Genomic DNA, 26,860 nt, shown 5'->3' on the forward strand with positions numbered 1-26,860 from the left:
TCAGCCGTCAGCCCGAGCGTGCGATCATCCCGGCGCGCAGCCGGATGCCGAGCTTGCGCAGTTCTTCGAACCACAGAACGACGGACGCCAGGGCGACGCAGGCCAGCCAGTGCTCGGCATCCATCGACACCGTTCCGAACGCCGTCTGCAACAGCGGTAACTCGACGACTGCCACCTGCAGTGCCACGGTCATCGCGAGCGCGCCCCACAGCCATCGATTGACGAAGAGCCGACGAAATGCGCTGCTCGACGCGGACCGAGCATTGAGCGCATTGAACATCTGCGCGAACACGAGTGTGGTGAACCCGGCGGTGCGGGCGACAGCAAGCGTGTCCCCGCCCTCGAGCAGCCCGCCCGGAAGGAACAGGTCGATCGTGGTGAGCGTCACGATCGCCGTTACCAGACCGGTGCTCAGGATGCCCGCCCACATCGCCGCGTCGATCGCCCGGTCGTTCACGCCTCGAGGCTCACGCGCCATCACGTCGTCGATCTCCGGATCGATTCCCATCGCCAGGGCGGGACCGGAATCGGTGACGAGATTGATCCAGAGGATTTGCGTCACCAGGAGGGGAAGTACGACCCCGCCGTCGTCCGCGCCGGCCAGGCCGAGCGTTCCGGCGAGGAGTACACCGAAGAAGACCGTGAAGACCTCCCCCATATTCGAGGAGAGCAGGTAGCGCAACGACTTCTTGATGTTGTCGAGGATGACGCGCCCCTGGCGAACGGCGACGATGATCGTTGCGAAATTGTCGTCGGCGAGGATCATCCTCGCTGCGTCCTTGGTCACCTCGGTGCCAGTGATGCCCATGGCGATGCCGATGTCCGCGGACTTCAGCGCGGGCGCGTCGTTGACGCCGTCCCCGGTCATCGCCACGATTGCGCCATTGGATTGCAACGCGTCGATGATGCGGAGCTTGTGCCGCGGCGAGACCCGGGCGAAAACCGATGTCGTACGCACCGCGTCCTCAAGCTCGACGTCGTCGAGGGTGTCAAGGTCGTCGCCGGCGAGGGCCTCGGCCTGTGCCCGGCCTTCGAGCGAAGTGGGGCCCGGGCCCGGCCCGGTGATTCCGAGGTCGGCCGCGATCCGCGCAGCAGTGGCAGGGTGGTCGCCTGTGATCATGATGATCCGCACACCCGCGCGCTGCGCCTCCCGGATCGCGGACTTCGCCTCCTCGCGCGGCGGGTCGATGATGCCGACGACCCCGACATAGATGAGGTCACTCTCCCAGTCGTTGGCATCGCCGGGCACAGCGGTGAGTGCGCCCGCCGCAGCATCCGCGCCCGCCGCAGCATCCGCGCCCGCCGTCGCGTCCGTGCTCGCCGCGCCGATCGGCCGGTACGCGACGCCGAGCGTGCGGAGGGCGCGGTCAGACAGCGCCTCGATGTCGGCCAGCACTTGCCGCCGCATGCCCTCGTCCATCGGCACGACCGACTCGCCCCGCTGCATCCGATCGCACCGTTCGAGGAGAACATCCGGTGCGCCCTTGCTGAAGAGAACGAGGGCGCCGTCGCGCGTCTCGCGATGCACCGTCGACATCATTTTGCGCTCCGAAGTGAACGGGATCTCGTCGATGCGCTCGTGCCGGGCGACGACCTCATGCGTGCCGGGAAGCTTGCCCGCCGCGACGAGGAAGGCCGCCTCGGTCGGGTCGCCCTGAATCGTCCACTCTCCGTCGGTTTGGGTGAGCTGCGCGTTGTTGGCGAGTGACCCCGCGCCGAGCAGCAACCGAACCTCGAACAGCGCGCCCGGGTCGGTGATCGGCTCGCCATCGTCGAGCAGAGCGCCGTCGGGCTGGTAGCCGGCGCCGGTGGCCTGGAGGCGGGCGGATGCCGTGATGACGCTGTGGATCATCATCTCGTTGCGAGTGAGGGTACCGGTCTTATCCGCGCAGATCACCGACGCCGAGCCCAGCGTCTCGACCGACTTGAGCTGCTTCACCACGGCATTGCGCTTGGCCATTCGCTGCACACCGATCGACAGGACCACCGACAGGATCGCGGGCAGGCCCTCGGGAACCGCCGCGACCGCCAGCGAGACACCCAGGAGAAAGACCGTGACGAGACCGGTCGGCGTCGTGACGCCCTGCACGAGCACGGTCGTGACCATGACGACGAGCGCGATCACGATCACCGCCACGCTGAGAGCCCGGCCCACCCGGCCGATCTCCCTCTGCAGCGGGGTCAGACCTTCCGTGGTCGCATCGAGCATCGTCGCGATTTGTCCGACCTCGGTATTCATGCCGATACCGGTGACGATGGCGCGCCCGACGCCCTGCGACACGGCCGTGCCCTTGAAGGCCATGCAGGATCGGTGGGAGATCGAGGCGTGCCGGGCGAGGGTGTTCGCGTTCTTGGCTACGGGGTGGCTCTCGCCGGTCAGCGAGGCCTCGGCGATGCGCAGCGCGTTCGCCTCGATGAGCCGGGCATCCGCACCCACCTGGTCGCCCTCGCCGAGCACGAGCACATCCCCGCGCACGAGTTCGGAGCTGAGCACGGTCGCGAGCCGGCCATCGCGCAGCACCGTCGACGACGCGGCGGTCATGGTCGACAGGGAGGCGACCGCGTCGTCGGCGCGTCCCTCCTGTACCCAGCCGAGCAGCCCGTTGAGCAGCACTATCGCCGCGATGACGACCGCGTCGATCGGCCAACCCTCCGCGCCTTCGATGAGCCAGCCGATCAGCGAGACCGCAATCGCGCCGAGGAGCAGGTAGATGAGAGAATCCCGGAACTGTTCGAGGATCCGGCGCCACGTCGGTACCCGGGGTGTGCCGCGCAACTCATTCGGTCCGTCGCGGTCGAGACGCCTGGCGGCCTCCGCGGCGGACAGCCCGACGGCGGCGTCGACCTTGTAGCTGGCTGTGACGTCGGCGGCGTCGACGAGGGATGGGTCGGTGATCGGGGCATCCGCCATGCGCTGGTCCCCAATCTCGGTGGTCCGGGTCACTCGTGACTCAGCCTAGGCGCGCACGCGATCGCGCGTTCAGGGTCGAAGGGTACTGCGCGCCGCGGCGGTCTCGTCCACGAGGTCCTGCCAGCCGTCGCCCTCGACATACTCGAAAATGATGTTCGTCTCGGTATGGGCGACCGCCGGATGCTCCGCGAGGTGCTCGAGCACGAAGTCGCGCAGGCCCGTGGCATCGCGAGCGGCGACGTGCAGCAGGTAGTCGTCCGCGCCACCGGTGTGGAACAGGCCGATGACCCCCGACCAGTGCGGTGCCTTCGATCGGAAGTCATCGATCTGCGCGCGTGCATGCCGGCCGAGCCGCACCGAGATGAGTGCCTGCAGCGACGCGCCGAGCGCGGTGAGGTCGACGATCGCCCGGTATCCGCGGATGTGCCCCAGCTGCTGCAGCCGGCGCAACCGCGTCGACACCGTTGACTCCGCGACCCCAATCTCGGTGGCGAGGGTGGCCCCGGACGCGCGGGCGTTGATCGACAGCGCGCGCAGCAGGGCGCGATCGACGCGGTCGAGTTCGGGCTTCTTCGGCCCACTGGCAGCGTGCTCGGTCATTCCTACAGTTTATGCGCTAGAACAGCTATTCATCGAAGGTGCTGCGAAGATACTTGCGGATTGAGCCAGCATCTGTTTGCCTCGACCCATGTCGCCATCGCTGCCGTCCTCGTCCGAGTCTGCGTCTCAGCCCGCACCCGCCCACCACATCGACACGATCGCGGTGCATGCGGGGATGGCCGGAGTCACAGCATCCGGCTCCCACGTCCCGACCATCGACCTGTCGACCACGAACCCGCTGACCGGAATCGAGTCGGGCGGCGACTCGTACGAGAACCTCGCGACCGGGGGCACGCCGACCCCCGGGGACTCCGCCGTGTACCAGCGGCTCTGGCAGCCCGGCGTCGCCCGTTTCGAGGACGGGCTGTCGGCGCTCGAGGGCTCCGCCGGCACGGTCGCCTTCGCGAGCGGGATGGCCGCGCTCACCGCCGTGCTGATCGCCTGCGTGACCGCGGGCAAGCCGCACGTTGTGGCGCTGCGTCCGCTCTACGGTGGCACCGATCACGTGCTCGCGACCGGGCTGCTCGGAACGACCGTCAGCTGGGTCGACGCCGATGGTGTTGCCGACGCCATCCGTCCCGACACGGGGCTCGTGCTGCTCGAGTCGCCTGCGAACCCGACGCTCGAGATGACGGACATTCGCGCCGTTGCGGATGCCGCGGGCACCGTTCCCGTCATGGTCGACAACACGTTCGCGACGCCCGTTTTGCAACGCCCCATCGAGTCGGGCGCGACCCTCGTGATGCACAGCGCCACGAAATACCTCGGCGGACACGGTGACGCGATGGGCGGCACCATCTCCGGACCCGGGGAGTGGATGGTGCGCCTGCGCCAGCTGCGCGCGCTGACCGGCGGCCTTATGCATCCGTTTGGCGCGTACCTGCTGCAGCGGGGCCTGCGCACCCTGCCGGTGCGGGTGCGCGCGCAGCAGACCACGGCGGCGCTCGTGGCGGAACGTCTCGTCGGGCATCCCGCAATTGCGCGCGTGCACTATCCGGGGCTTCCGGGGCAGGATCCGCTGGGCCTCATCGGGCGCCAGTCGTCCGGCGCGGGGGCGCTCATCGCGCTCGACCTGGCCGGCGGATTCGGTGCGGCGGCCCGCTTCACCGAGGCGTGTTTACTGATCACCCACGCGGTGTCGCTGGGCGGGATCGATTCGCTCGTGCAGCATCCAGCCTCGCTGACGCACCGCCCGGTCGAGGCGAGCGCGCGTCCCGGTGCCGGGATCGTGCGGATCTCGATCGGGCTCGAGCACGCGAATGACCTGATGGAGGACATTCTGCGGGCGCTCGAGGCGGCGCTGGGCGATGCCGTGGTGGATGTGGCGGCGGATGATTCGGCTACTGCGGGGCGGCCGGCTTCGGCGCCCGTTTCGGCGCCAGCGGCAGCAGCCTCACGGTCGGGCTCGCCGCTCTCGTCGCCGCAGGCGCTCGAGAAGAACCACGCGCTCAGCCTGATCTGAGTGGCGCCTCCTAATGGTGCGCTGCTGGCCGGTCGCCCCGGCCGATCAGCGGTCGTAACTCCGGGGATCCGGCGGAAACGCCGGTTTTCGCGGCGTCGGAGCACGGCGATTCGCATTTTCTCCTGAGTTACGAGCGCACCTGGCGCGGTGCCGAAGCGGGCGGCGTCACTCGGGACGGCGGTCGGCCGAGCGTCGACGGATGGCCGTCGTAGTCAGGGCCCGACATCCGATCGCGGGGCGAGGTGTGCGCCGAACCACTCATTCGGGAACTGGCTCATCGGCCGGAAACTACGCCCGGAGCCCCACCCGGGCAACGGGTTGCCGGAGCGCGGATGGTCGGCCGTCGCTCCGGTTGCTCGCCGCGCTACTTCGCTTGGCGGGCCCGGCGCTCGGCATCGCGAGCGGCGACGCGCTCCTTCTCGGCGCGAACCTCGAACTGGGTGGCGCGTTCCTGGACGAGCCAGGCGGGCGGGGCCTGTAGCAGCGCCAGGATCTCGGCCGACGTGAGCGGTTCGGTGATCTCGCCGCGCGCGAGACCGCTGATCGAGACGCCGAGCTTTCCGGCGACGACGGGGCGCGGGTGCGGTCCGGTCGCGCGGAGTTCAGTGAGCCAGGCTGGCGGGTTGGCGAGCATCTCGTTGTACGCGTCGCGGGTGATGGGCTGGTCGCGGAATTCGGCTGGCGCCGCTTCCAGCAGGATGCCGAGCTTCTTCGCCGCGGTCTCGGGTTTCATGGTCTGCGGGGTCTTGGGCGAAGTCATCCGATAATCGTACTCCGCGCGTCCGGTCCGCCGGGTGTCGGGCACCTCTGCGCTGCCGCCCGCCGGTGGCGCCTGCATTAGCCTGAGAGCTGCCGCGAATGCGTCGCGGCAGGTGGGAGGATCCGCGTGGACGACGAGCAGGACTTCTTCCGCATCGCTGCAGTGCCCGGCGTGACCCTCACGAAGTGGACCCGTGCGTGGCAGGAACGCCGCCCAGACGCTCCGCTGCAGGTGCTGCGCAGCACCGGTGAGACCCAGTCCTCTGTTCTGCATGACGGATCGGCCGACGTGAGCTTCGTGAGGCTGGCCGGCGGCGAGGATGCCGGGAGCGCGCTCGACGCGCTCGGCGACGACGACCTGAGTGCAATCACGCTCTACGTCGAGGCCCCCGTCGTCGTTGTGCCGAAGGGACATCCGATCGCCGAGCTCGACTCCGTGACGCTTGCCGATCTCGATCCCGAGAATCATCTCGCCGGCGAATGGGAAGACGCGATCGAACTCGTCGCCGCGAATGTCGGCGTCGTGATCGTTCCGCAGTCGATCGCGCGCCTGCATGCCCGCAAAGACGTCGCCGCCGTTCCCGTGACGGATGCTGCCGAGACGCGCATCGCGATCGCCTGGCTCATGGCTCAGACGACCGAGCGGGTCGAGGAGTTCGTCGGCATCGTGCGCGGCCGCACAGCGCACAGTTCCCGAAGCACGCCGACGCCGCCGACTCCGAAGGTCGCACCGCCGAAGAAGGTTGTGCAGCCGCGCAAGAAGGAGCAGTCGGCCGGGCGCACCCGACCGACTGCGAACCGGCGGTCACCGCGACGCTGACACCGGGACGCTGACGCAGAGGCGCTGACGCAAAGCGGCGCTGATGTGGCGCCGCCCGCAACCGGAGTCGACCGGGGGCGGACGGCGTGGACGAAGTCGGGCCTATGCCTCGGAGTCGACCGAATCCCTGTCGACCCGGCCCTGCGCGGCGAGTGTCGCGGAGCGCTCGGCATAACGTCGGTGCACCTCGGCTTGGGCGTCGTCCATGATCTTCTGGTCGAGCGGCGGGTTCACGTGGTTGTTGTGGCCGTGATGCTTCGCGATGTAGGCGTCGAGCGCCGGGCCCGACTCCCACGAGGTGATGAGGCAGTAGCGCGGCTCGGGCCCCTTGTGCCAGACGGCGTGCCAGAATCGCTGCGTGTCGACGATGATCTGCGCGCCAGCGGGCAGCGGGATGCGGATCTCGGTCGTCGGGTCCCAGCGGTCCTCGCGCAGGGTCATGAACGACTCGGGGTCATCGGTCAGGTTGAAGAACCCGCGCACGATCCACCCGCTGCCATCGGGATTCAGACGGTTGTTGTCGTCCTGGTGGAGGTTGTAGAGCGTATTCGCGTAGTCGTTAGGCTGCAGCTCGATGACGCGGCAGCGGCCGACGTTCGCGCCGGGCTCCTTCGCGCGGGCCGTGAGATGCGGCGCCGCGGCGACCTGGGAGTCGATCCAGACACCGTCCTTGTCGGTACGAGGCGGGATGTGATTCCAGAACCCGTTGGCCTCGATTTCGCCGAAGGCGCTGGCCAGAGGGGCAAACTGAGTGACGCCGGATGACTTCCAATCGACGTACTCGAGGTCATTCCACTCCTGCGGGTCGACGGCCTGGTCGTAGCGATCCAAAATGACGAAGCCCTTTTCATCGAGCAGGGCGGACTTGATGTAGCTCATTTGGGAGAATGCGCCTTTCGGTAAGAGAACTAGCACGTTTTAACTAGCTCAACTTAGGGAACCCTAACATTTGGCACGACGATGCAACCGTTTGAGGCGGACTGTCTCGCACAGGGTTCCGGACGCCCCGAAGCGATCAGCCCTCCACGCGCTCTCTCATCACCAAGCCGGCGCGCGTAAGCTCTCCGCACACAGGGAAAGGGCGCCGATGACCGACCGAAGCGGTGAGACGAGCAGGTTCGACCCCCGGTTCGATCCGGCGTTCCAGCCTGGGTACGACGGTGCGGCGACGCGGCAGCGATCCAACGGCGGAGCGCCCGGGCCCGGCATCGCGGATGCTGCGGCCGCTACGCCCTCGGATCAGCGCGATGCGATTCAGCGCGATGCGGATCCACTCAGTGCTGGCCGCCCCACCGCCGGGCAGCGCGCCGCTGGTTCGCAGTCGGACGTCGCACCGAGCGGGGCCGGCCCGCGCCCGCCCGGACCCCCGCTTCCCTTCGCGCACGCCGAGACGGGCCCGGGCGCATCCGGTGGCGTCGACGTCGAGGAGACGGATGCCGCACCGCCCGCTCGCTCGACGAATCCATTCCTGCTGGTGCTGTGGGTCGCGAGCGCGCTCATGGTGTTCGGTGGTGTCGGGCTGTTCCAGTCGGTCGGGCAGCTGACGGCGGAGGCCCAGCGCACCGGTTCGGCGCCGTACGACTACTTCCTCGTGCAGAGTCTGATTTTCGGTGCGCCGCTGCTGATGGTGCTCGGTGTCGCGACGGCCACCGGGATTCTGTTCGTGCACGCGGTGCGGTGGCGGAAGCGGCGGTAGATCAGTGCGGTCGCGGGTGCGGTGCGGTCGCGGCTCGCGCGACCGCGGTGACTGTAACGGAGGAGTTCGTGCAGCCACTCCGTGATCGGTGTCGCCGGCCGACGGCGTGCTGCCGATTCTCCTGCCGAACCTGCTGCGGTGGGCTGTTTCGTGGCCACCAGTAGTCCTAGACTCGCTCCACATCGGAAAGGTGAGGATGACTGAGCGAAGCGGTGAAGTGGCCGGGTTCGATCCGCGGTTCGATCCGGCGTTCCAGCCCGGATATCGCCCACTCGCCGTGGAACCGAGCGGATTGGAGGCAGTTGCGGCCACAGGCCGGGCACCGAGCCCTGTCCCCGGCCTCCGGTCGGACACACCCGCCGGTGCCGGTGGGACCGGAGGCACAAGGAGCGCGGCCCGCACCGACGCCGCCGCCGATGGCGCGGCCCGCACCGCCGCCGCCCGTACCGAGGCCGCGGATGACCTCGCCGACATGACACACGAGTCAGCCGACGCACCGCAGCGCCGCAACCCGTTCGTGCTCGTCCTCTGGATGATCTGCGTGCTCGTCACCCTCGTGGGAATTGCGATGGTGCGCTGGTCGTTCGCGTTGACCGAGGAACTGCAGACCAGCACTACTGCCGGCCAGGCCGACTACCAACTCAGCTACATGCTGCAACAGTCCGGCCCGCTCTTCATCGTGCTGGGGCTCGCCGTGGCGGCATTGACCGTCTTCCTCCACGCCCAGACCTGGAATGGGCGCCGCAGCCCCGTCAGCTCTGGCAGCTCGGACACCAGAACGTCTCACGAAGCTGGAGCTCGTTGACGCCGAGGCGTCCTTCGAGAATCCGGGTGCCGCAGCGCCGACAGGGTTGCCCGCGCCGGCCGTAGACCCAGTCGGTGGCACCGCGCAGGGTGCCCGTCGTGGTGCGCTCCACCCTGTCCTTGTTCGCATCGATGAGCGAGTGCGCGAGCGCGATCAGCCGCTCCGGCTGCACGACGTCGCCGACCGGACGCGTCGGCAGGATGCCGCGCAGAAAGCACAACTCGTTGCGATACACGTTCCCGAGTCCCGCGAGCACGCTCTGGTCGAGCAGCGCGAGTCCGACCGCGCGCGCCGGGTCGGCCCTCAGCCGGCTCAGCGCCTCCGCAGCATCCCAGTCCGGGCCGAGCAGGTCGGGACCGAGGTGTCCGACGACGGTGTGCTCCTCGGAACGCGGCACCACCTCGACGATGCCGAGCGCGTATCCGACCGCGACCCAGTCGCTCGTCTCGAGCACGATGCGCGCCGAGTGCGCCGGACGCCGCCACTTCGAGCCGTGCCGGTAGAGGTGCCAGGAGCCCTCCATCTTGAGGTGGGTGTGAATGGTGTGCTCGCCGATGCGCATGAGCAGATGCTTGCCGCGGCTCGCCACCTCGTCGACCCGCTGGCCGGTCAGGTCGACGGTCGCGAACGCCGGAACGCGGATGTCGCACCGCGTGAGCTGCGCGCCCTCGATCGCCGCGCGCAGGTTCTTCGCGGTGCGGTAGACGGTGTCGCCCTCTGGCATCGGATCACCCCCGCAGCCGCAGGCCCTGCGGCGTGGTCTGGAATCCGGCGTCCGTGAGCGCGTCGCCCAGTGGGGTGCCGATCACGAACCGTCCGTCGACCCTCTCGATCCGCAGCTTGCCGACCGAGCGGCGGATCGTCTGCGCGAGCGACGCCGCCGCGACGACAAGGGTCGCCTCGTCGGCCCCGAAGGTGAGCACGGTCTTGCCGCCGCGCTCGATGTAGAGCGCGAGCCGGCCGTCGACGAGCACGACGAGCGCGCCGGCTTTGCGCCCCGGTCGGTGGCCGCGCGCGGTGGGTTCGGGCGGGGCGGATGCCGGGATCGGCGTCACCGTCGCGCGCGAGCGAGCCGAGCCAGAGCCGGCCGACTCGGACCCGGCCGCGTTGGACCCGGTGCCGCCGGCTCCCGCCGACCCGGAGCCTGGTCCACCGACCGCGGCGCCGACCGCAGCATCCGCCACGGGCGCAGCCGGCCACGGCAGCGCGGCCCCGTACGGGTTCGCGGGGTCGGTGGCGGCGAGAGTGATCGCGACGGGCGGGGTGGAATCGTCGGGCTCGCGGGTGAAGGAGCGCAGCCGGTCGACGGTCGCGCCGGTGGCGAACTGCGCGGCGCCGAGATGCTCGATGAAGTAGCCGCGGCGGGCGCGTCCGGTGTCTTCGAAGCCGCTCAGCACCTTGTAGACGAGACTGAAACCGCCGCGGACGCCCTCGTTCGCGACCGCGCCACGCGTAACGACGCCGTGCCGCTCGAGCAGCAGCTCCGCGGTCGCGAGGCCGCGCACCGTCGCATCCGGCTCGGCGAGGGGCAGCAGCGACCAGCGCCCGGCGACGCTCGGCGGTCCGCTCTGCGTCGGCAGGGCCGGTCGGGCGCGTCCGCGGTAGGAGCGGCTGCGCGGCACCCCGCGACGGGCCGGGGCCGCCCCGCCGAGGAACGATCGCAGCGGCGAGAACGTGTCGTTGGTGATCAGGCCCGACCAGACCAGGTCCCAGATCGCGGCCGCGAGCTGCTTGTCGTCGAGTACTCCGAGCTCGCCGCCGACCGCGTTCGACAGCTGCCGGAAGAAGTACGCCCCGCCGCCCGCGAGCGCCGCGAGGATCGAGCGCTGCAGTTCGGTGGTCTCATCGCCGGTGGGCTCGGCGAGGGTGACCGGTGCCGACTCCGCGAGGTGCAGGCTGATCCAGCCGTCGCTTCCCGGGAGCGCGCCAACGCCCGACCAGATGACCTCACCCGTCGCGGTGAGCTCGTCGAGCATGACGGGGGAGTAGTCTCGCACCCGGGCGGGCAGCACGAGGCTTTCCCACGCGGATGCCGGCAGTGCGACCCCGGCGAGCTGGTCGATGACCTGCGCGACGCCGTCGACCCCCCTCAGCGGCTCGGTCACGTGCTGCCAGGCCGGGAGGAAGCGGCCGAGAGTCGCGGCATCCACCGGCTCGACCTCGTGCCGGAGCGCGGCGAGCGACCGGCTGCGCAAGCGGCGCAACACCTCGACGTCGCACCATTCGCTGCCGGTCTGCATCGGTCGGAACTCGCCCTCCACGACCCGGCGCTGCTTCTCGAGCCGGCGCAGGGTGTCGAGCACGACGGCGGTGCCGACGCCGAGCCGCTCTGCCGCCGCGGCGACGGTGAACGGGGCGTGGGTGCGGGCGTAGCGTCCGACGATGTCGCCGAGGGGATCCTGGACCGGCTCGATGAAGGCGGCCGGGATGCCAATGGGTAGGGGGGTGCCGAGCGCGTCGCGGAGGCGCGCGGCATCCTCGATCACGGCCCACCGGTCGGCGCCCGCCCGCCAGACCCGGTTGGCGCGGGCGAGTTCCGCGAGCCAGCGCGGCACGTCGGAGGTGTCGGATGCCGCGACGGCGGTCTCGGCCTCCGCGTCCGCTGCGACCCCGGCATCCGCAACGGCGCCACCAGCATCCGCACCCGCCGCACCCCCCACCGACTTCGGCGCCGGCTGGACCCGCGCCTCGATCTCCTCGACGGACAGCGGGCCGAGGATGCGCAGCAGGTCGACGACACCCTCGCCACCCTTGACCTTGCGGTCCGGGGCGAGGCGCTGCAGCTCGAGCTCGGTGCGCTCGATGACGTCGGGGTCGAGCAGTTCGCGCAGCTCGGCACGCCCGAGGAGCTCGGCGAGCAGGGTCGAGTCGAGCGACAGGGCGGCGGCCCGCCGCTCCGCGAGCGGGGAGTCGCCCTCGTACATGAACGCGGCGACGTAGCCGAACAGCAGCGACCGCGCGAAGGGCGAGGCCTGCTCGGTCTGCGACTCGACGACGCGAATCTGCCGGCTCTCGATCTGCTTCGCGAGCGCGGTCAGGGCGGGCAGGTCGTAGACGTCCTGCAGCACCTCCCGCACCGCCTCGAGCACGATCGGAAAGCTCGGGTACTTCACCGCGACCGCCAGGAGTTGGGCGGAGCGCTGCCGTTGCTGCCAGAGCGGCGACCGCTTTCCCGGGTTGTAGCGCGGCAGCAGCAGGGCGCGCGCGGCGCACTCCCGGAACCTCGACGCGAACAGCGCCGATCCGCCGACCTCCTCGGTGACGATGTCGCTCAGCTCGTCCGCATCGAAGACGAACAACTCTGCTCCCGGGGGCTCGCTGTCGGTGTCGGGAATGCGAGCGATAACACCGTCGTCGCTCGCCATCGCGGCGCCCTCCATGCCGTAACGCTCGCGAATTCGCGCGCCGACGGCCAGCGCCCAGGGCGCGTGCACCTGCATGCCGTAGGGGGAATGCAGGATGACCCGCCAGTCACCGAGTTCGTCGCGGAACCGCTCGACGACGAGCGTGCGGTCGGAAGGCACGTGGCCGGTGGCCTTCTTCTGGTCGTCGATGAACGTGATGAGGTTGTTGACCGCGCGGTAGTCGAGACCACCGGCGCCGACTCGGGCGCGGGCATCCTCGATCGACGCGGTCGCGACCTCGCGGGTGAACGCGCCGATCGCGCGGCCGAGCTCGGCGGGGCGGCCGATGCCGTCGCCCTTCCAGAACGGCACGCGCCCCGGTTGGCCGTAGGCGGGGGTGACGAGCACGCGGTCGTGGGTGATGTCTTCGATGCGCCAGCTCGTCGCCCCGAGCGCGAAGACGTCGCCGACCCGGGACTCGTAGACCATCTCCTCGTCGAGCTCTCCGACGCGGCCACCTCCTCCGCCCGTGGGGCCTGTCGAAGCCCCGGTCGACCCGACCATGAAAACGCCGAAGAGCCCGCGGTCGGGGATTGTTCCGCCGCTGGTGACCGCGAGGCGCTGGGCGCCAGGGCGTCCGGTGATCGTGCCCTTCACGCGGTCCCAGATGATGCGCGGCCTCAGCTCGGCGAACTCGTCCGACGGGTAGAGCCCGCTCAGCAGGTCGAGGGTCGCGTCATACGCGCCGCGCGGCAGGTTCGCGAACGGGGCCGCCCGGCGCACGGTGTCGAACCACTCCTCCACATCGAGGGTGTCGAGGGCGACCGCGGCAACGGTCTGCTGCGCGAGAACGTCGAGCGGGTTCGTCGGAACCGTCAGCGCCTCGATCTGGCCCGACGACATCCGCTCGCTCGCGACCGCGGAGTGGATCAGGTCCGCGCGATGCTTCGGGAAGATGATGCCGCGCGACACCTCGCCGACCTGATGGCCGGCACGGCCGACCCGCTGCAGCCCGCTCGCGACCGACGGGGGCGCCTCGACCTGGATGACGAGGTCGACCTCGCCCATGTCGATGCCGAGCTCGAGCGACGAGGTCGCGACGACGCAGCGCAGACGCCCGCTCTTGAGGTCGTCCTCGATGAGGGCGCGCTGGTCCTTGGAGACGGATCCGTGGTGGGCGCGGGCGAGCGCGGTGGAGCTCTGAGGATCGCGCCAGCGATCCTGCGACCCCAGCGCCGAGGGAGCCTGCGACCGAGGGTCTTCCCCCACCGCGGGCTGAGGCACGGCGAGCGTGTCGACACTCGCTCCCACACCGACGAGCTCCGGCTCCGCTGTGCGCACCGCCCAGATCTCATTGAGCCGCGCCGTCAGCCTCTCGGCGAGCCGCCGAGAGTTCGCGAACACGATCGTCGACCGGTGCTCGAGGATGCGGTCGACAATATTCTCCTCGACGTGCGGCCAGATCGAGCCCTGGGTCGGCGCGCTTCCCGCGGCGGACCCCTCGAGGATCGGCGCGGTGCCGAGCTCGGTCATATCCTCGACCGGGACGACGACCGTCAGGTCGAACTTCTTCGTCGACGGCGGCGCCACGATGCTCACGTGCTCGCTGCCGCCGAGGAACCGCGCGACCTCCTCGTGCGGGCGCACGGTCGCGGAGAGTCCGATGCGCTGCGCCGGCTTGTCGAGCAGGGCGTCGAGCCGCTCCAGCGAAATCGCGAGGTGCGCGCCCCGCTTCGTCGACGCGACCGCGTGCACCTCGTCGACGATGACGGTATCCACCCCGCGGAGGGTCTCCCTCGCCGAGGCCGTGAGCATGAGGTAGAGCGATTCCGGGGTCGTGATCAGGATGTCCGGAGGCGTGCGCTGCAGCGTCCGCCGGTCGCCGGAAGTCGTATCTCCCGAGCGCACGCCCACCGTGATGTCGGGCGGGGCCTCCCCGAGCCGGCGGGCGGTCTGGGTGACGCCGACCAGTGGCGCGCGCAGGTTGCGCTCCACATCGACCGCGAGGGCCTTGAGCGGCGAGATGTACAGCACGCGGGTGCGTCGGTTCGGCTCGGACGGTGCTGGCGCGGATGCGAGGCGGTCGATCGACCAGAGGAACGCGGCGAGGGTCTTCCCCGAGCCGGTCGGCGCGACGACGAGGGCGTGCGCTCCGCTGGCGATCGCGCTCCACGCGCCCGCCTGCGCGGTGGTGGGCGCGGCGAACGCCCCCGTGAACCATTCGCGGGTGGCACGGGAAAAGAGGTCGAGCGGCGAACCCATTGCCCCATCTTCTCCCACCGCGCCGATAATCCGCCGGGCGGAGTGGGCCGGGTTCGAACATGTGCGCGCATACGACCGTGGCGCCGCGCAAGCCCATGGCGCCCGACTGGTGTGCCTCCTAGCATCGGGGGATGGATCGGGTGGACTACGTCAACACTTTTATCGCGGTCGCGCCCGACAACCGGGCGGTGCGCGGGGTGAAACCGCCAGCGCGCCGCGGCAGCTCGACCGAGCTGACCGTCGCCATCCCGACCGTCGCCGCGCTCACCTACGAGCTGATCAACGCGCATCCGTACGAGCTGACCTCGGGCGATGTCATCTTCACCGTGATGGCGGTGCGGCGGGGAATCCCGGATGCCGATCGCGCCGCGGCCCGAGAGGAGTTCTACGCCGAGCCGCGTGCCTGCCTGCGCTCGTCGGATCTCGGCAAACGGTATGGCTGGGGCATCCACGCCGACGCCGACGGGCGTCTCGCGCTCTACGGCGTCGAGTCGCACGAGTACGGCCGGCTGCTCGACGGCCGCGATCCGTTCGGCCAATGGGTCGCGGTAACCCGGGCAATGCGCAGCTCCGGCTGAGCCCGCCCGCGCCGGATGACGCGCGCACACTGTTTCGTGAGTGAGAATGAAGCATGAGCTCAGTAGGCACACCTGACCCGAATTCCGGCTGGCTGTCCGACGAGGAGCTGGCCGAGACCAGGCGCCGCCTGCCGCTGCTGTACGTCGAGGCGGTGCCGGTGCGTGTCAATGGGCTCGGCGAGGTCACCGAGGTCGGCATCCTGCTCCGCGCGAACCTCGAGGGCGCGATGACCCGCACCCTTGTCTCGGGTCGCGTGATGTTCGGAGAGTCCCTGCGCGACGCGCTCTTCCGGCACCTCGAGAAGGACCTCGGGCCGATGGCCTTCCCGCTGCTTCCCGCGAGCACGGTGCCGTTCTCGGTCGCCGAGTACTTTCCGTTCCCGGGAACGCAGTTCAGCGATGCCCGCCAGCACGCCGTGTCGCTCGCCTACGTCGTGCCCGTCACCGGCTCGTGCGATCCGCGTCAGGATGCCCTCGAGCTCACCTGGATGAGCCCCGCGGATGCCGCATCTGACGCCATCGCCGCCGAGATGGAGGGCGGGCGCGGCGCACTGCTGCGCGCCGGCCTCGCATCCGTCGGCCGACTCTTCTAGCCGAGGGCGGGCGACCCGTGGGGCGGCAGTGCCAGTGCATTCGCGCTGGCACTGGCCGAGGTTCATCGTGGCCCGGCTTCCTTAGCCCTGCATCGTGCCGATGATGGCCCCCATGATGGTGAAGGCCACGATGTTGTAGGACGCGTTGATGACGAACAAGATCAGCGGTCGTCGTTCAAACAGGTAGTTGGTGCCGAAAGCGGCGCTGATCCAGGTGACGCCTACAGCGAGACCGGCGGCGGTGCCCAAAAGCGCGCCGCCGGACCCGATGAACGCAGCGAGGCTCGCGGCCATGACAAGGGCGGGAGCGAAGGACCCGATGACCACCCGCGGTGACCCGGTGCGCAGTGTCTCACCGGTGACCCCCGCCGCCCGCTGCCACCTTTTTCCGAAGAGCAGCGAGTACCAGAGCCCGCCGATAACGAAGGTCGACAGCGCGGCGAGTGCGACAGCAAGTGGGTTGATGACGATGTCCACGTTTCCTCCTGAGGGCTAGGACCTGAGTCTGCGCCAGAGCACGGAGCCCGCGATTGTAGAAAACTAACCCGTCTCGATCGACCCGGTTGGCAGGAACGATGGCGCCGCGCCCACGGTGCTCCTCACAGATTCGAGGTACCGCTGTGGAGTCTGGCCGGTGAAGCGAGTGAACGTGCGGATGAAATGGGGTTGGTCGTAGTAGCCGGTCTCGGCGGCGAGTTCGGTCCAGGTCGGAATGGGGGCCAGCGACGGAATCGAGTTGACGAATCGGTGCAGCCGAGCGACCTCCGAGTACCGCTTGGGGGTGATGCCGCAGTGCATCGTGAAGAGGTCGATCAGTGACTTGCCGGAGATGCCGACCGCGCGGGCGACCTCGGCGATGCGCAGGTTCGGGTCGCCATCGATCATGCGGAGGGCGCGCTCGAGGGCGGGGTGGAGAGACCACCCGGGTCGTATCCATGCCCGGAGCTGAGTCTCTAACTGGTCGAGCGCATCGACGGCCGACGATGCGTGCAGAATCGAGGCCCGAAGTGCTGTGATGCCGGGTATCAGCGGCTCAGCATCCACCACGTCATGTCCGACGCTGCGACCGGTGAGCGCGATCAGGCCACTGGGCCGCAACCTGATCGCGACATGGCGGAGCACTGCGGGATTCTCATTGACAAGCACGGTGTGCTGGATTCCGGCGATGAATGCACCCTCGACGCGCTGGGCAACACTCGCGCCATCCAGCTGGCGGACCGTGTACGGATCGCTGAGGTTGATGATGAGGTGCACAAACGGCAGCGGCAGAATCCGTTCGAACTGTTGCGGAGACGGAGCGCGTAAGTACCACAGCCGCTCGGCGATCGTGTCGAGCGCTCCGCTCGGCTTGCGCTCGAGATACTCGAGCGGCGACCACTCCGTCACCGGATTCTCGGCCCTCGCGGCACCTCGTTCATCAGAGCGCTCGCACCGAATTGTTCCGGGGGTCATGGGTGAGCTCGACGAGCCCGAGGTGCTCGAGCAGTGGTGGCAGGTACATGCCGAACCGGCCGCGGTAGCCGTTGCGAAGCCCGTACCACCCACCGACGGGGTTGCTGCCGGAGCGCCCCCACTCCTCCACGGTGCCCTCGGTAACGGGCTTCTTCTCGTCGGCGGCGCCGAGCGGCACCCAGTCGCCCTGTTCGGTGAGCCACGCGTGAAGATCGTCGATGGCGCGCGCGTGGTACTTCAGGGTGGTCGACCCGACCTGGCAGATGAGCTCGTCGCCGTCCACATACATCGTGTACTGCGAGGTGCCCGGCGCGGTCGTGAGCTGCCACGGGGAGTCTTTGGTGCCGTCGGTCACGGTGGTCTCCGTGTGAGGTGAAGGAACTCGGGTACTCGAATTGAATTGTGACAGCAGCGGCACTGAACCGCCATGGGGTCGCCGCGGCACCCAGCACAACGTCGTGCGGGCTACCGCGTCATCAACCACGCGAGCATGTAGCTGCGCGAGTTGCCGTCGTCGAGCAGCTCCTCGGGCATCGACTTGGCTGCGCTGACCAGCTCGGCGTTGTCGGCTGTGCCGAGTCCCGCATACATGAGCAGCCAGTCGCCGTACTGTACGTCGAACCCGCCCGGAGTGGCCGCGGCCACGTTCTCGTCGACCCGCTCGGGCTCGGTGCCGAGGTACTCGGAGGCCGGGCTCATCGGCAGCGCGATGATCGCGAGCTTCGCGGCCGGCTCCGCGCTGAACCACGTGGCGTAGTCGCGCTTGGCACCCCAGTTGAGCGGAGCGATCGAGTGCTCATAGCCCTCGTAGACGCTCTCCGTGCGGTCGAAGTTTGTCCAGTAGGCGTTCGCCGAGTCGGCCTCGGCGGCCAGCATCCACCGTGCCTGCGTCTCGAGCGGGGCGTCGTCGGTGGTCGCCGCCCAGAGGGCGAGACCGTTCCAGGCGAGCACCGCCTCGGAGCTTGACTCCTGGTTGTTGCCGTCGGCGAACGGCGAGTAACCGGATGCCCACGAGTGGCCCGCGTACGCGTCGAACGCCCGGCGCTCGGGGAACAGGGTCGACTCGCCGCTTGTGGCGACGTCAGCCGCGAGCAGTGTCATGACGGGCTCGATCTTCTCGAGCAGCGCGTCGTCGTACTTTGCCGCGACGGATGCAGCGAAGAAGAAGTACCCGTAGTGGAAGTGGTGGTCGTTGAATTCCTCGGAGCCGAACGAGGGCGCGAGGCCCACGATTCCCTTGCCCTCTGGGTCGTAGACGAAGCAGCGTTCCTCCCGCTCGTCGCATCCGCCGGGCTCCATCCACTCGGCCAGGGCGCCGCTGAGGCGCTTGGACAGCACCGCGGCCGACTCCTCGTCGCCGAGCTGCTCGGCCAAGTCGAGGATGTTGGCCAGGCGGTACATCGCCTTGCCGCCGAAGTAGGTGTCGGCGGGCATTTCGATCTCGCCCGCGGCATCCTTCTTGACCTGCTCGGCGAGCGTCGCGCGCTGGTCGTCGTCGAGAGTGCTGACATCGACGCTCGAGCTCGGCTCGATCGCCGGCGAGGTCCAGGACAGGTTCGTGCCGGACTGCAGGGTCATGGAGCCGTAGGCCGACTCGTAGCTGCCGAGGCCGGCATCCGCGCCTTCTGCCTGCTGGTGCGGCATTGCCGCGATAAGCGTGTCGCCCGCGGCCTGGTAGCCGAGTGTCGTCGAGGCGGTCTCGCCGTCGACGGAGTACTCGATGCTCGTCGACTCGACCGGGGCGGCGGATGCTGCGAGCTCGGCGATGTCGCCGTCGCCCGGCACCGCGAACCACACGGCGCTCTCGCCGCTGGCCAGGGCGAGGGTCGATCCGTCGAGCTCGCCGGCGGTCGTCAGGCCATACTCGGTGTCGGCGACGGTCGCCGAGGCGAGCTCGCCGTCGACGGGCTCGAACGGTGCACCGAGCGTGAGCTCGACGTCCTGCTCGGCCGTGAAGCTCACGAGCGGGGACCCCTGGGCGATTGTGACCGCGCCGATCGTGTCGCCGTTCGAGTCGAGCTGGTCGATCGTGACCGAGGCCTCGTCGTAGGCGCTGATCTCGCTCGCCGAGGCGCCGGCATCCACCGTGATCGACGGGGTGAACGGCGCGCTGATCGTCTGCGCGCCGGTGGTCACCTCGGGCAGGCCGAACGCGAAGCCCGGCTCGGTGAGGTTGAACGACAGGGGCAGCGGGAACACCGGCAGGGGCTCCTCGCCGAAGGCAAGTCCCGAGAACCACTGGTTCGTCGGCGGGAGGAGCCCCTCGGCGAGCCGCGACTCGGGCGCCGGGGCGACGCTGCGCTGCACGATGCCGTCGACGAGGCTCTGCATGCGGGAGTCCGGGAAGATGCCCTCCCCGGGCGCCGAGGCCGCGCCGCTCTCGCCCTCACCGGTTGTGCAGCCGGCGAGGAGCGCGAGGGCGAGGCCCGAGGCGATGCCCGCGCTGATGGATCGTTTCGTCACATTCGGAGTCATATGCCCACCTGTTCCAGGAGTAGATAGAGGGAGTCCGCGATGCCCGCGAGCGGGCCTTCTTCGCGCAACTGCAGGATCGCGGTGACCGGGGTGCCGCTCGCGACGAGCCCGTCCATCGCGCCCGCGACGAAGTCGTCGCCCGTGATCTCGAGCTGCACGTTGGCCTTGCCGTCGACGGTGTCGACGGACTTCTTGGCGACGGTCGCCTCGAGGCGCTGGTGGTCGGGCAGTACGATCTCGACCCTGGCGCCGTCCTCAACGCGGGTGAAGTTGTACGGGTCGATGGTGAAGTCGGCGAGCACGAAAATCGACGCGTCGCGTTCGACCGTGGCGAGCGGCTGCCCGGCGGCGACGAATCCGCCGACCTGCGCCTCGACCGTGGATAGGATGCCCGGCTCCGTGGCGATGAGGGTGAGCGTACCGTCATCGGCCACGATGTAGGCCGTGTTCTCGGGCACGCCCTGCGCCGACTCGAGGGCGCTCAGCAGGGTCGCGCTCTGCACGCTCAGGAGCTTGTCGCCCTTGGTGACGGCGGCGCCCTCCTCGACGAACTGCTCGGTGACGGTTCCGGCGTAGTCGGAGCCGACCGAATAGGAGACGGCCTCGAACGAGGCCGTCTCGCTGGCGACCTGGCCCTCCCGCTGAGTGAAGACGATGGTGCTGGCGGCGACGATGACGAGCACGAGAAGCGCGCCGCCGAGAAGTCTGAATCGGTTGGACCAAGTCATTTGAGGCTCCTACGGGTGGGATAAGTGAGTGTGGGGTCGGTCGCAGTCGCTGTCGCGCTCGCCGTCATGATGACGGGGGCGGCGGTGGCCAGTGCGGGTTCTGCATCGGGTCGCGCCGTGATGTACGCCGCCCGACCGAACTCGGGGTTGAGGCGAGCGCGGCCGGCCGACGCCGCTCGTGCGGCCGCGGCGTCGCGGGCATCCGCCTCGTCCCGCGTCGCCGCGAGGCGCATCGCCCGCGGCTCGCGCAGCGCGGCGACGATGAACACGCCCATCACGATGGTGTTGGTGAGATTCCAGCCGGTCGCGAGGGTGAGCACCTGGTGCAGGTAGTCCTTGTAGATGCCCACCAGCGAGGTCAGCACCAGGAACAGGAACACGAGCACCTGCGGAATGATGAAGTTGAATGGCGACGACCGTTTGCCGCTGCCCCCGGTGACGTGCCACTTCTGCTCCCGTCCGGCGAACACGTTGATGAACGCGCGGATGTAGATGGGGAACGACACGGTGGCCATCACGAGGGTCTCCAGCCGGAACGAGCCCATGGTGTTGAACGCGAGCAGGATCTGCAGGCCGTAGAAGCCCAGGTAGAACAGCGCCCAGGTCAGCCAGGTGACGGTGAGGTTCACCGGCCGCAGGTCGAAGTAGATCTCGAGCGGCGGAACCAGCAGCAGGAGCAGCGGGGTGATGCCCACGAGGTAGTGGGTCGCGGTGACGAAGTACTGCAGGCGCTGGTCGGCGGTCAGGCGAACGCGCGGGCTGAGCGGGTTGGACTGCATGAGGATCTCGAATCCTCCGGATGCCCAGCGCAGCTGCTGCTTCGTGTAGTCCTCGATCGTCTCGGGGGCGTCGCCGGTCGCGAGCGTCACCGGGATGTAGACGGACTTCCAGCCGGCCTGGTGGAGGCGAAGCGACGTCCAGACATCCTCGGACTTGGAGTCCGTGCTCATGCCGCCGACATCGTTGATCGCGGTCCGGCGGAAGATGACGTTGGTGCCGACGCAGAACGCGGCGTTGAATCGGTTGCGGCCGGGCTGGATGAACCGGTAGAACACCGACTGCATGAAGCCGGCCCCGCGCGAGACCAGGTTGTGCATGTTGCCGTAGGCCTGCGGCGTCTGCACGAAGGCGAGCTTCTCGTCGACGAAGAACGGCACGGTCTCGTAGAGGAACTCCGGCTCGGGCACGAAGTCGGCGTCGAAGATCGCGAAGTACTCGCCGTTCGAGATGGTCAGCGCGTGGTTGACGTTGCCGGCCTTGGCGCCGTTGCTGCTGAGCCGGCGCACGTATCGGGCGCCGATCTCGTCGGCGAGGTCGCGCACGGCATCCGAGCGTCCGTCGTCGAGGATCCAGGTCGTGTGCTCTCCGCGCATGGCGAGGGCGGCGACGACCGTCGTGCGGATCTTCTCGACGGGCTCGCCGTAGACGGTGATGAACACGTCGACTCCGACGGGCTTCTCCTCGAGCATCATCGGCCAGTGCTGGGGGTGATCCTCGAGGTTGTGCTCGTCGACCGACTCGCCGTCGAACAGTCGCTCCTGGGCGTGGTGGAAGGAGAAGTCGCGGGGGTCCCTGCCGCCGGACAGGATCGTCCACATCGAGACGAGGGCCTGCGTGACGAGCACGATCTCGGCGGTGATGACGAGTGCATAGGGCAGCCAGTCGCCCCGGTTGTCGGGGTTCAGCAGGAACCAGGTGTAGCCGAGCACACCGATCGTGGCCATGAGCACGAAGAGCACGAGGGTAGGCGAGTGCACCGCGGTGTTCTCCACTCGGGCGGGGAGAGGCTCGCGTTCGGTGCGGCGCGGCCCGCGGTAGGGGCGCCTGGTGCGGGTAAAGGCCATGCGTTCGGTGATTCCGATCCGCCGCAGAGGCACGCGGGGGCGCGCGTCATGAGGCTGGGGAGCGATGACGGCGATCTTGGCGTCGGTGGGGGGTTGCGGTGGTGAGGTCTCAATCCCGTGCCAGGGCAGTCATTGCGCTGGCATCGTCGGGAGAAACACTAAGCTCACAACTATAGCCCCGAATGGGGGTCAAATGCCAGAAGCTGAATGCTTTTGTACCCTAATTGTCCCCCGAATTGCACGCACCTGTACCCCGAAAAGGGCCTCGATGTACCCTGGCCGCCGCGCAACCGTGCGCACGGACCCGCTATTCAGCCGCGCCGAAAGACCTCAGCGGCGATGACAAGGTCTTCCCACGACATGCCCGAACTGGTGAAGACACGCGGCCGGTCGCGGTCGACCGGTGCGGCGCCGGTGACGATCGCGGCAAGCGGCACGAGCGCGTCGGCGTCGAGCGTGCCGTCGCCGATCGGGATGACGACGTCTCCGCCCTCCCGCAGCGCCACCGCGATGTCTTCGACGACAATCTGGGCGCGGCCGATCAGGGCGGAGTCGAGCTCGCGGGCATCCGTCTCATGCGATCCGACAGCAATCGTGCAGGAGTCGGCCGGCACGAGGGTGCCGTCGAACAGGGGAGTGCGCGCGGTCGTCGCGCAGACGATGAGCTGCGCATCACGCACGTCGGATGCCGAGCCGACAGTCGCCGGTATGCCACCGTCGCCGCCGCGGCTCTGCCCCTCGGCATTCGGCGCCCCCGCCGACACCCGCGCGGCGAACGCCTCGGCCTTGCCCCGGTCGCGCGCGACAACGGTGACCCGCCCGATCGGCCGAATGGCCCGCATCGCCTGGATGTGACCCCAGGCCTGCGGGCCGGAGCCGAAGACCACCAGGTGGTCGACGACCTCGGGCGCGAGCAGGTCCGTCGCCGCCGCCGACACCGCGGGAGTGCGCAGCGTCGTGAGCGCGGCCCCGTCGATGAGGGCGACGGGGGCGAGGGTGGCGGCGTCCATGAGCAGGTAGACGCCCTGGATGCGCTGCCTGCCGAGCGCCGGATTGCCCGGCGCAACGGTCGCGATCTTGACCCCGACGAACGCGCTCGACGCGCTCGGCATGATCAGCAGATGCCCACGCTCGACGTCGAGGATGCTGCGGGCGAAGTCGCTCGCCGGCTCCAGTCCCTCCTTCAGCGCGCGCCCGATGGCAGCGGCCGCGACGCCGAAGCCGACCCGCCCGAACACCTGCTCGGCCGAGATCCACGGGGGACCGTCCGTGCCGCCCACCTCAGCCCCCGTGCCGCTCATCGCAGCACGAATCCGGTGCCGATCGGGTCCCTCGGGTCGAGCGTGAAGCTGTGCTCGCCCGTCTTGTACGCCATCCCCTCGACCGTCGGCAGGATGCCGCGCCGGTCCTCACCGCCCGGCGCCGGCGTCGCGTGCCCGAGGAACCGGGTTCCGATGATCGAATCGTGGGTGAGTGTCTGCCCGGGCGCCAGGCGCCCCGACGCGGCGAGCAGTGCCAGCCGCGCCCCGGTGCCGGAGCCGCACGGCGACCTGTCGACCTCCCCGTCGGCGAAGACCGTGACATTGCGCTGGTGCGGGCCATCGGCGGTGTCGCCAAGGTCGTCGTAGAGGATGGTGCCGTAGACGCCGCTGAGCCGGGCATCGCTCGGATGGCGTGCGAGCGAGTGGTCGTTGAGCGCCCACTTGATTTCGCGCCCGACCTTGATGAGCTCGGGATAGTTCTCGGGCGTGACGCCCAGGCCGATGCTGCCGGCGTCGACGCTCGCGTAGATGGCGCCGCTGTAGCTCAGATCGACGGATGCCCGGCCCGCTGAGGTCTCTACCTCGACCCCGCGGGCGATGGGGTACGACTCGACGTTGTCGAACACGACGCCGATCACCACGCCGTCCACCTGGGTCACCCGGGCCACGACGCGTCCGGAGGGCACATCGATCGTCACCGCGGTCTCGCCGGTCGGCTCCGATGCGACGCGTCCCGTCTCCACCGCCCAGACGCCGAGCGCGATCGTGCCGTGGCCGCACGCCGTCGAGTAGCCGTCCTTGTGCCAGAAGAGCACGCCGAAGTCGGCGCCGTCGTCATCGGCAGGCACAACGAAACCGCCGTACATGTCGGCATGGCCCCGCGGCTCCTGGCAGAGGAACTGGCGCACGGCGTCGATCTCGGGGGAGCCGGCCGCGGCCATTCGCCGCTCGGCGACGGTCGAACCGGGGACGTCCGGGGTGCCCTCGACGACGATTCGGAACGGTTCACCCGCCGTGTGGTAGTCGATTGTCCTCACGTGATTCGTAATATGCCACATATCATGATGCTATCCACGAACGCTCGAGAATCGAGCTTGTCGCCGAAAGCAGGAACCCAGATGAGTGCGTCGACCATCCGCAAGGTCGAGAAGACGGCGAGCCTGCGCGACAGGATCGGAGAGGCCCTATCGGCTGCCATCATCTCGGGCGAGCTCGCGCCGGGCACCCTCGTCTCGGTGCCCGCGCTCGCCGCCGAGTTCGAGGTGTCCGCGACCCCCGTCCGCGAAGCCATGCTCGATCTCGAGCAGCGCGGCTTCGTCGAGTCCGTGCGCAACAAGGGCTTCCGGGTGACCCAGGTGAGCCTTCGGGACCTGCGCGAGATCGTCGAGCTCCGTCAGCTGCTCGAGGCGCCCGCGACGGGAGCAATCGCGGGCAAGGTTCCACCCGCTCGGATGCCGAAGTGGCGCACGATGGCCGACGAGATCGGCGCTCATGCCGAGGCTGCCGAGCTCACCCAGTTCATCGAGTCCGACCGCGACTTCCATCTCGCGCTTCTCGCGGAGTATGGCAACGAGCGCCTCGTCACCCTCGTGCGCGAACTTCGGTCGCAGACCCGCATGGTGAACCTCGCGAGAATGGCACACAGCCCCGAGCTGTCGGTGTCGGCGGCGGAACACCACCAGATGCTCGACCTGATCGAGTCCGGTGATGCCGAGGCGCTCGAGAAGCTGACGATCGCCCATCTCGGCCACGTGCTCGCGTGGTGGGCGGAATCACCCGCCGAATAGGCCCGTGGCGAGTGGGCGCCCGGCCGCGGCCCGCCGCCAAATCGTGACCTTCTAATGTTTGACACGCCAAAGAGTGGCATGTCATATTTTACTGGAGCGGTGCTGCTCCCAAGCTGAGTCTTTCCTGGCGAAGCATTCTGTGGAAGCGCCCGCGGAGTGTCCCCATCCAAGGAGAGGCAGATTATGAGAACCCCCAGGCGCACCACAGCCCTACTGGGCATCGCCGCAGCCGTGCTGCTGGCCACCACGGCATGCAGCGGCGGACTACTCGGCGGCGAGGCCGAGGACGACGGCGAAGCGGCAACCGGCCCGATCAAGATCGGCATGGTCATCCCGATCTCCGGCAGCAGCGCCCCCACCGGCGAGTACATGCAGAACGGCGCCGAGCTCGCCGTCAAGGAGATCAACGACGCCGGCGGAATCCTCGACGGACGCATGCTCGAACTCCTCGTCGAGGACGAGGCCTGCGACGCCCAGCAGGGAGTCGCGAGCGCCAACAAGCTCGTCTCGAGCGAGGTCGTCGTCTCGGTCGGCGGATACTGCTCCGGCGCGACGCTGCCGCAGCTGCCGATCTTCGGCGGCGCGAACATCCCGATGATCATTCCGGCCGCCAACTCCCAAGACCTCGTGCGCGAGGGCCTGAAGAACGTGTTCCTGATCAACGGCACCGGCCTCCAGCAGTCCACCGCGGCCCTCGACTTCATCACGAAGTCGGGCTACGCCACCGTCGCACTGGTCGATGACAACACGAGCTACTCGACCGACATCACCACCGAGACCGAGTCGCAGATCACCGAGGATGGCACGGCCGAGGTCGTGCTCAACACCTCCGTCAACGCGGGTGAGAGCGACTACTCCGCCGTCGTGCGCGACATCACCGGGTCCGGTGCGGAGATCGTCTACTGGACCGGCTACTACCAGGAGGGCGGCCTGATCATCGACCAGCTCCGCCAGGCGGGCTACGCCGGAGAGATCATGGTCGCCGACGGCAGCGCCGACGCGACGCTCGCCGAGATCGCCGGCGACGCGGCCGAGGGCGTCTTCGCCACGATGACGCCGACCCCCGACACCCTCGAGGGCGCCGAGGAATGGATCGCGAACTACGAGGCCGAGTTCGGCGCCGCTCCCGGCCCGTACTCGACCCAGTCGTACGACGCCGTGCGTCTCGCCGCCGAGGCGATCGAGAGCGCCGGGGGCACCGGCGGCGACGAGGTCATCGCGGCGCTCGAGGGCATCAGCGGCTTCGACATGTTCTCCGGCCCGCTGGAGTTCACCGACGAGCACACGCTGTCCAACGGCGGGTTCGTCATCCTCAAGATGGAGGGCGGAAAGTTCGTTCTCGAGGACTCCCTGTCCTGACCGTCTGATTGACGGATGCCGCGGCCGGGGTCCCCGAGACCCGGCCGCGGCACCCGTCTCAATCCCCTCACTGGACAGGTAGCTCATGAGTCAAATCATTTGGGACGGGCTCTTCGTCGGCTC

At 69.1% G+C, this 26,860-nt stretch carries 22 protein-coding genes; 8 read left to right on the plus strand and 14 right to left on the minus strand.

What is annotated here, in order from left to right; genetic code table 11:
• Positions 1-7 precede the first annotated feature (7 nt).
• A complete protein-coding gene (locus ABIB15_RS00765; protein WP_354474481.1) occupies positions 8-2,944 on the minus strand; it encodes a cation-translocating P-type ATPase in 2,937 nt (978 codons plus the stop codon).
• A 36-nt stretch (positions 2,945-2,980) separates the two neighbouring features.
• Entirely contained in the window at positions 2,981-3,511 is a 531-nt protein-coding gene (locus tag ABIB15_RS00770) for an Lrp/AsnC family transcriptional regulator (RefSeq protein ID WP_354474483.1), read from the minus strand.
• A gap of 88 nt (positions 3,512-3,599) precedes the next feature.
• Here ABIB15_RS00770 and ABIB15_RS00775 point away from each other — a divergent pair, with 88 nt between their 5' ends.
• Positions 3,600-4,973, plus strand: a complete 1,374-nt coding sequence (locus ABIB15_RS00775) for a trans-sulfuration enzyme family protein (protein WP_354474484.1) — start codon at positions 3,600-3,602, stop codon at positions 4,971-4,973.
• A 364-nt stretch (positions 4,974-5,337) separates the two neighbouring features.
• Here ABIB15_RS00775 and ABIB15_RS00780 read toward each other — a convergent pair whose 3' ends face one another.
• Positions 5,338-5,733 carry a DUF5997 family protein gene (locus tag ABIB15_RS00780; protein ID WP_354474486.1) on the minus strand — a complete coding sequence of 132 codons (396 nt, stop codon included), beginning with the start codon at positions 5,731-5,733 and terminating at the stop codon, positions 5,338-5,340.
• Between the two features lie 126 nt (positions 5,734-5,859).
• On the opposite strand from ABIB15_RS00780, the gene ABIB15_RS00785 reads away from it, so the two are divergent.
• A complete protein-coding gene (locus ABIB15_RS00785) occupies positions 5,860-6,552 on the plus strand; it encodes a LysR family transcriptional regulator substrate-binding protein (RefSeq protein ID WP_354474488.1) in 693 nt (230 codons plus the stop codon).
• Between the two features lie 102 nt (positions 6,553-6,654).
• Here the strand turns inward: ABIB15_RS00785 and ABIB15_RS00790 are convergent, their stop codons facing one another.
• A complete protein-coding gene (locus ABIB15_RS00790; RefSeq protein ID WP_354474490.1) occupies positions 6,655-7,431 on the minus strand; it encodes a hypothetical protein in 777 nt (258 codons plus the stop codon).
• A 208-nt stretch (positions 7,432-7,639) separates the two neighbouring features.
• On the opposite strand from ABIB15_RS00790, the gene ABIB15_RS00795 reads away from it, so the two are divergent.
• Positions 7,640-8,248 carry a hypothetical protein gene (locus tag ABIB15_RS00795; RefSeq protein ID WP_354474492.1) on the plus strand — a complete coding sequence of 203 codons (609 nt, stop codon included), beginning with the start codon at positions 7,640-7,642 and terminating at the stop codon, positions 8,246-8,248.
• 196 nt (positions 8,249-8,444) lie between these two features.
• Positions 8,445-9,053: a hypothetical protein gene (locus tag ABIB15_RS00800; RefSeq protein WP_354474494.1), complete on the plus strand. Its 609-nt coding sequence runs from the start codon at positions 8,445-8,447 to the stop codon at positions 9,051-9,053.
• Here ABIB15_RS00800 and ABIB15_RS00805 read toward each other — a convergent pair.
• A complete protein-coding gene (locus tag ABIB15_RS00805) occupies positions 9,001-9,777 on the minus strand; it encodes a DNA-formamidopyrimidine glycosylase family protein (protein ID WP_354474496.1) in 777 nt (258 codons plus the stop codon). The genes ABIB15_RS00800 and ABIB15_RS00805 overlap by 53 nt on opposite strands.
• A 4-nt stretch (positions 9,778-9,781) precedes the next feature.
• Positions 9,782-14,659, minus strand: a complete 4,878-nt coding sequence (locus ABIB15_RS00810) for an Lhr family ATP-dependent helicase (protein ID WP_354474498.1) — start codon at positions 14,657-14,659, stop codon at positions 9,782-9,784.
• 131 nt (positions 14,660-14,790) lie between these two features.
• Here ABIB15_RS00810 and ABIB15_RS00815 point away from each other — a divergent pair, with 131 nt between their 5' ends.
• Together ABIB15_RS00815 and ABIB15_RS00820 are read left to right on the plus strand one after the other, a co-directional pair.
• A complete protein-coding gene (locus tag ABIB15_RS00815; RefSeq protein WP_354474499.1) occupies positions 14,791-15,237 on the plus strand; it encodes a DUF6157 family protein in 447 nt (148 codons plus the stop codon).
• 53 nt (positions 15,238-15,290) lie between these two features.
• Positions 15,291-15,830 carry an NUDIX hydrolase family protein gene (locus ABIB15_RS00820; RefSeq protein WP_354474501.1) on the plus strand — a complete coding sequence of 180 codons (540 nt, stop codon included), beginning with the start codon at positions 15,291-15,293 and terminating at the stop codon, positions 15,828-15,830.
• A gap of 81 nt (positions 15,831-15,911) precedes the next feature.
• Here ABIB15_RS00820 and ABIB15_RS00825 read toward each other — a convergent pair whose 3' ends face one another.
• The 8 genes from ABIB15_RS00825 to ABIB15_RS00860 form a co-directional block, all read right to left on the minus strand.
• Complete coding sequence (locus tag ABIB15_RS00825; RefSeq protein ID WP_354474503.1) at positions 15,912-16,307, minus strand: DUF1761 domain-containing protein; 396 nt, start codon at positions 16,305-16,307, stop codon at positions 15,912-15,914.
• 63 nt (positions 16,308-16,370) lie between these two features.
• Positions 16,371-17,216 carry a helix-turn-helix domain-containing protein gene (locus ABIB15_RS00830; RefSeq protein ID WP_354474505.1) on the minus strand — a complete coding sequence of 282 codons (846 nt, stop codon included), beginning with the start codon at positions 17,214-17,216 and terminating at the stop codon, positions 16,371-16,373.
• Positions 17,217-17,247: 31 nt separating this feature from the next.
• The gene (locus ABIB15_RS00835; protein WP_354474507.1) at positions 17,248-17,637 is read right to left on the minus strand and encodes a DUF6855 family protein; all 390 of its coding nucleotides are present in this window, start codon (positions 17,635-17,637) and stop codon (positions 17,248-17,250) included.
• Between the two features lie 110 nt (positions 17,638-17,747).
• Entirely contained in the window at positions 17,748-19,745 is a 1,998-nt protein-coding gene (locus tag ABIB15_RS00840) for a glycosyl hydrolase (RefSeq protein WP_354474509.1), read from the minus strand.
• Between the two features lie 8 nt (positions 19,746-19,753).
• Entirely contained in the window at positions 19,754-20,485 is a 732-nt protein-coding gene (locus ABIB15_RS00845) for an efflux RND transporter periplasmic adaptor subunit (RefSeq protein ID WP_354474511.1), read from the minus strand.
• The gene (locus ABIB15_RS00850) at positions 20,482-22,329 is read right to left on the minus strand and encodes a glycosyltransferase family 2 protein (RefSeq protein ID WP_354474513.1); all 1,848 of its coding nucleotides are present in this window, start codon (positions 22,327-22,329) and stop codon (positions 20,482-20,484) included. The genes ABIB15_RS00845 and ABIB15_RS00850 overlap by 4 nt, the downstream gene beginning before the upstream one ends.
• Before the next feature lie 311 nt (positions 22,330-22,640).
• On the minus strand, positions 22,641-23,630 hold the full coding sequence (locus tag ABIB15_RS00855; protein WP_354474515.1) for an ornithine cyclodeaminase family protein: 990 nt from the start codon (positions 23,628-23,630) through the stop codon (positions 22,641-22,643).
• Positions 23,627-24,628, minus strand: coding sequence for a proline racemase family protein (locus ABIB15_RS00860; protein WP_354474517.1), 1,002 nt, complete (start codon positions 24,626-24,628; stop codon positions 23,627-23,629). The genes ABIB15_RS00855 and ABIB15_RS00860 overlap by 4 nt, the downstream gene beginning before the upstream one ends.
• Before the next feature lie 81 nt (positions 24,629-24,709).
• Between ABIB15_RS00860 and ABIB15_RS00865 the strand changes: the two genes are divergently transcribed.
• Complete coding sequence (locus ABIB15_RS00865) at positions 24,710-25,378, plus strand: GntR family transcriptional regulator (protein ID WP_354474519.1); 669 nt, start codon at positions 24,710-24,712, stop codon at positions 25,376-25,378.
• Between the two features lie 183 nt (positions 25,379-25,561).
• Positions 25,562-26,737, plus strand: coding sequence for a branched-chain amino acid ABC transporter substrate-binding protein (locus tag ABIB15_RS00870; protein WP_354474521.1), 1,176 nt, complete (start codon positions 25,562-25,564; stop codon positions 26,735-26,737).
• Positions 26,738-26,860 lie beyond the last annotated feature (123 nt).

Origin of the sequence: Marisediminicola sp. UYEF4 (assembly GCF_040546025.1) — a bacterium.
Taxonomy (GTDB): Bacteria; Actinomycetota; Actinomycetes; order Actinomycetales; family Microbacteriaceae; genus Marisediminicola.

Coding starts and splice junctions, on each gene's coding strand:
- ABIB15_RS00800 (WP_354474494.1), top strand. CDS start 8,445: ATGACTGAGCGAAGCGGTGAAGTGGCCGGGTTCGATCCGCGGTTCGAT.
- ABIB15_RS00790 (WP_354474490.1), bottom strand. CDS start 7,431: ATGAGCTACATCAAGTCCGCCCTGCTCGATGAAAAGGGCTTCGTCATT.
- ABIB15_RS00865 (WP_354474519.1), top strand. CDS start 24,710: ATGAGTGCGTCGACCATCCGCAAGGTCGAGAAGACGGCGAGCCTGCGC.
- ABIB15_RS00850 (WP_354474513.1), bottom strand. CDS start 22,329: ATGGCCTTTACCCGCACCAGGCGCCCCTACCGCGGGCCGCGCCGCACC.
- ABIB15_RS00855 (WP_354474515.1), bottom strand. CDS start 23,630: ATGAGCGGCACGGGGGCTGAGGTGGGCGGCACGGACGGTCCCCCGTGG.
- ABIB15_RS00805 (WP_354474496.1), bottom strand. CDS start 9,777: ATGCCAGAGGGCGACACCGTCTACCGCACCGCGAAGAACCTGCGCGCG.
- ABIB15_RS00845 (WP_354474511.1), bottom strand. CDS start 20,485: ATGACTTGGTCCAACCGATTCAGACTTCTCGGCGGCGCGCTTCTCGTG.
- ABIB15_RS00820 (WP_354474501.1), top strand. CDS start 15,291: ATGAGCTCAGTAGGCACACCTGACCCGAATTCCGGCTGGCTGTCCGAC.
- ABIB15_RS00815 (WP_354474499.1), top strand. CDS start 14,791: ATGGATCGGGTGGACTACGTCAACACTTTTATCGCGGTCGCGCCCGAC.
- ABIB15_RS00810 (WP_354474498.1), bottom strand. CDS start 14,659: ATGGGTTCGCCGCTCGACCTCTTTTCCCGTGCCACCCGCGAATGGTTC.
- ABIB15_RS00775 (WP_354474484.1), top strand. CDS start 3,600: ATGTCGCCATCGCTGCCGTCCTCGTCCGAGTCTGCGTCTCAGCCCGCA.
- ABIB15_RS00870 (WP_354474521.1), top strand. CDS start 25,562: ATGAGAACCCCCAGGCGCACCACAGCCCTACTGGGCATCGCCGCAGCC.
- ABIB15_RS00770 (WP_354474483.1), bottom strand. CDS start 3,511: ATGACCGAGCACGCTGCCAGTGGGCCGAAGAAGCCCGAACTCGACCGC.
- ABIB15_RS00795 (WP_354474492.1), top strand. CDS start 7,640: ATGACCGACCGAAGCGGTGAGACGAGCAGGTTCGACCCCCGGTTCGAT.
- ABIB15_RS00780 (WP_354474486.1), bottom strand. CDS start 5,733: ATGACTTCGCCCAAGACCCCGCAGACCATGAAACCCGAGACCGCGGCG.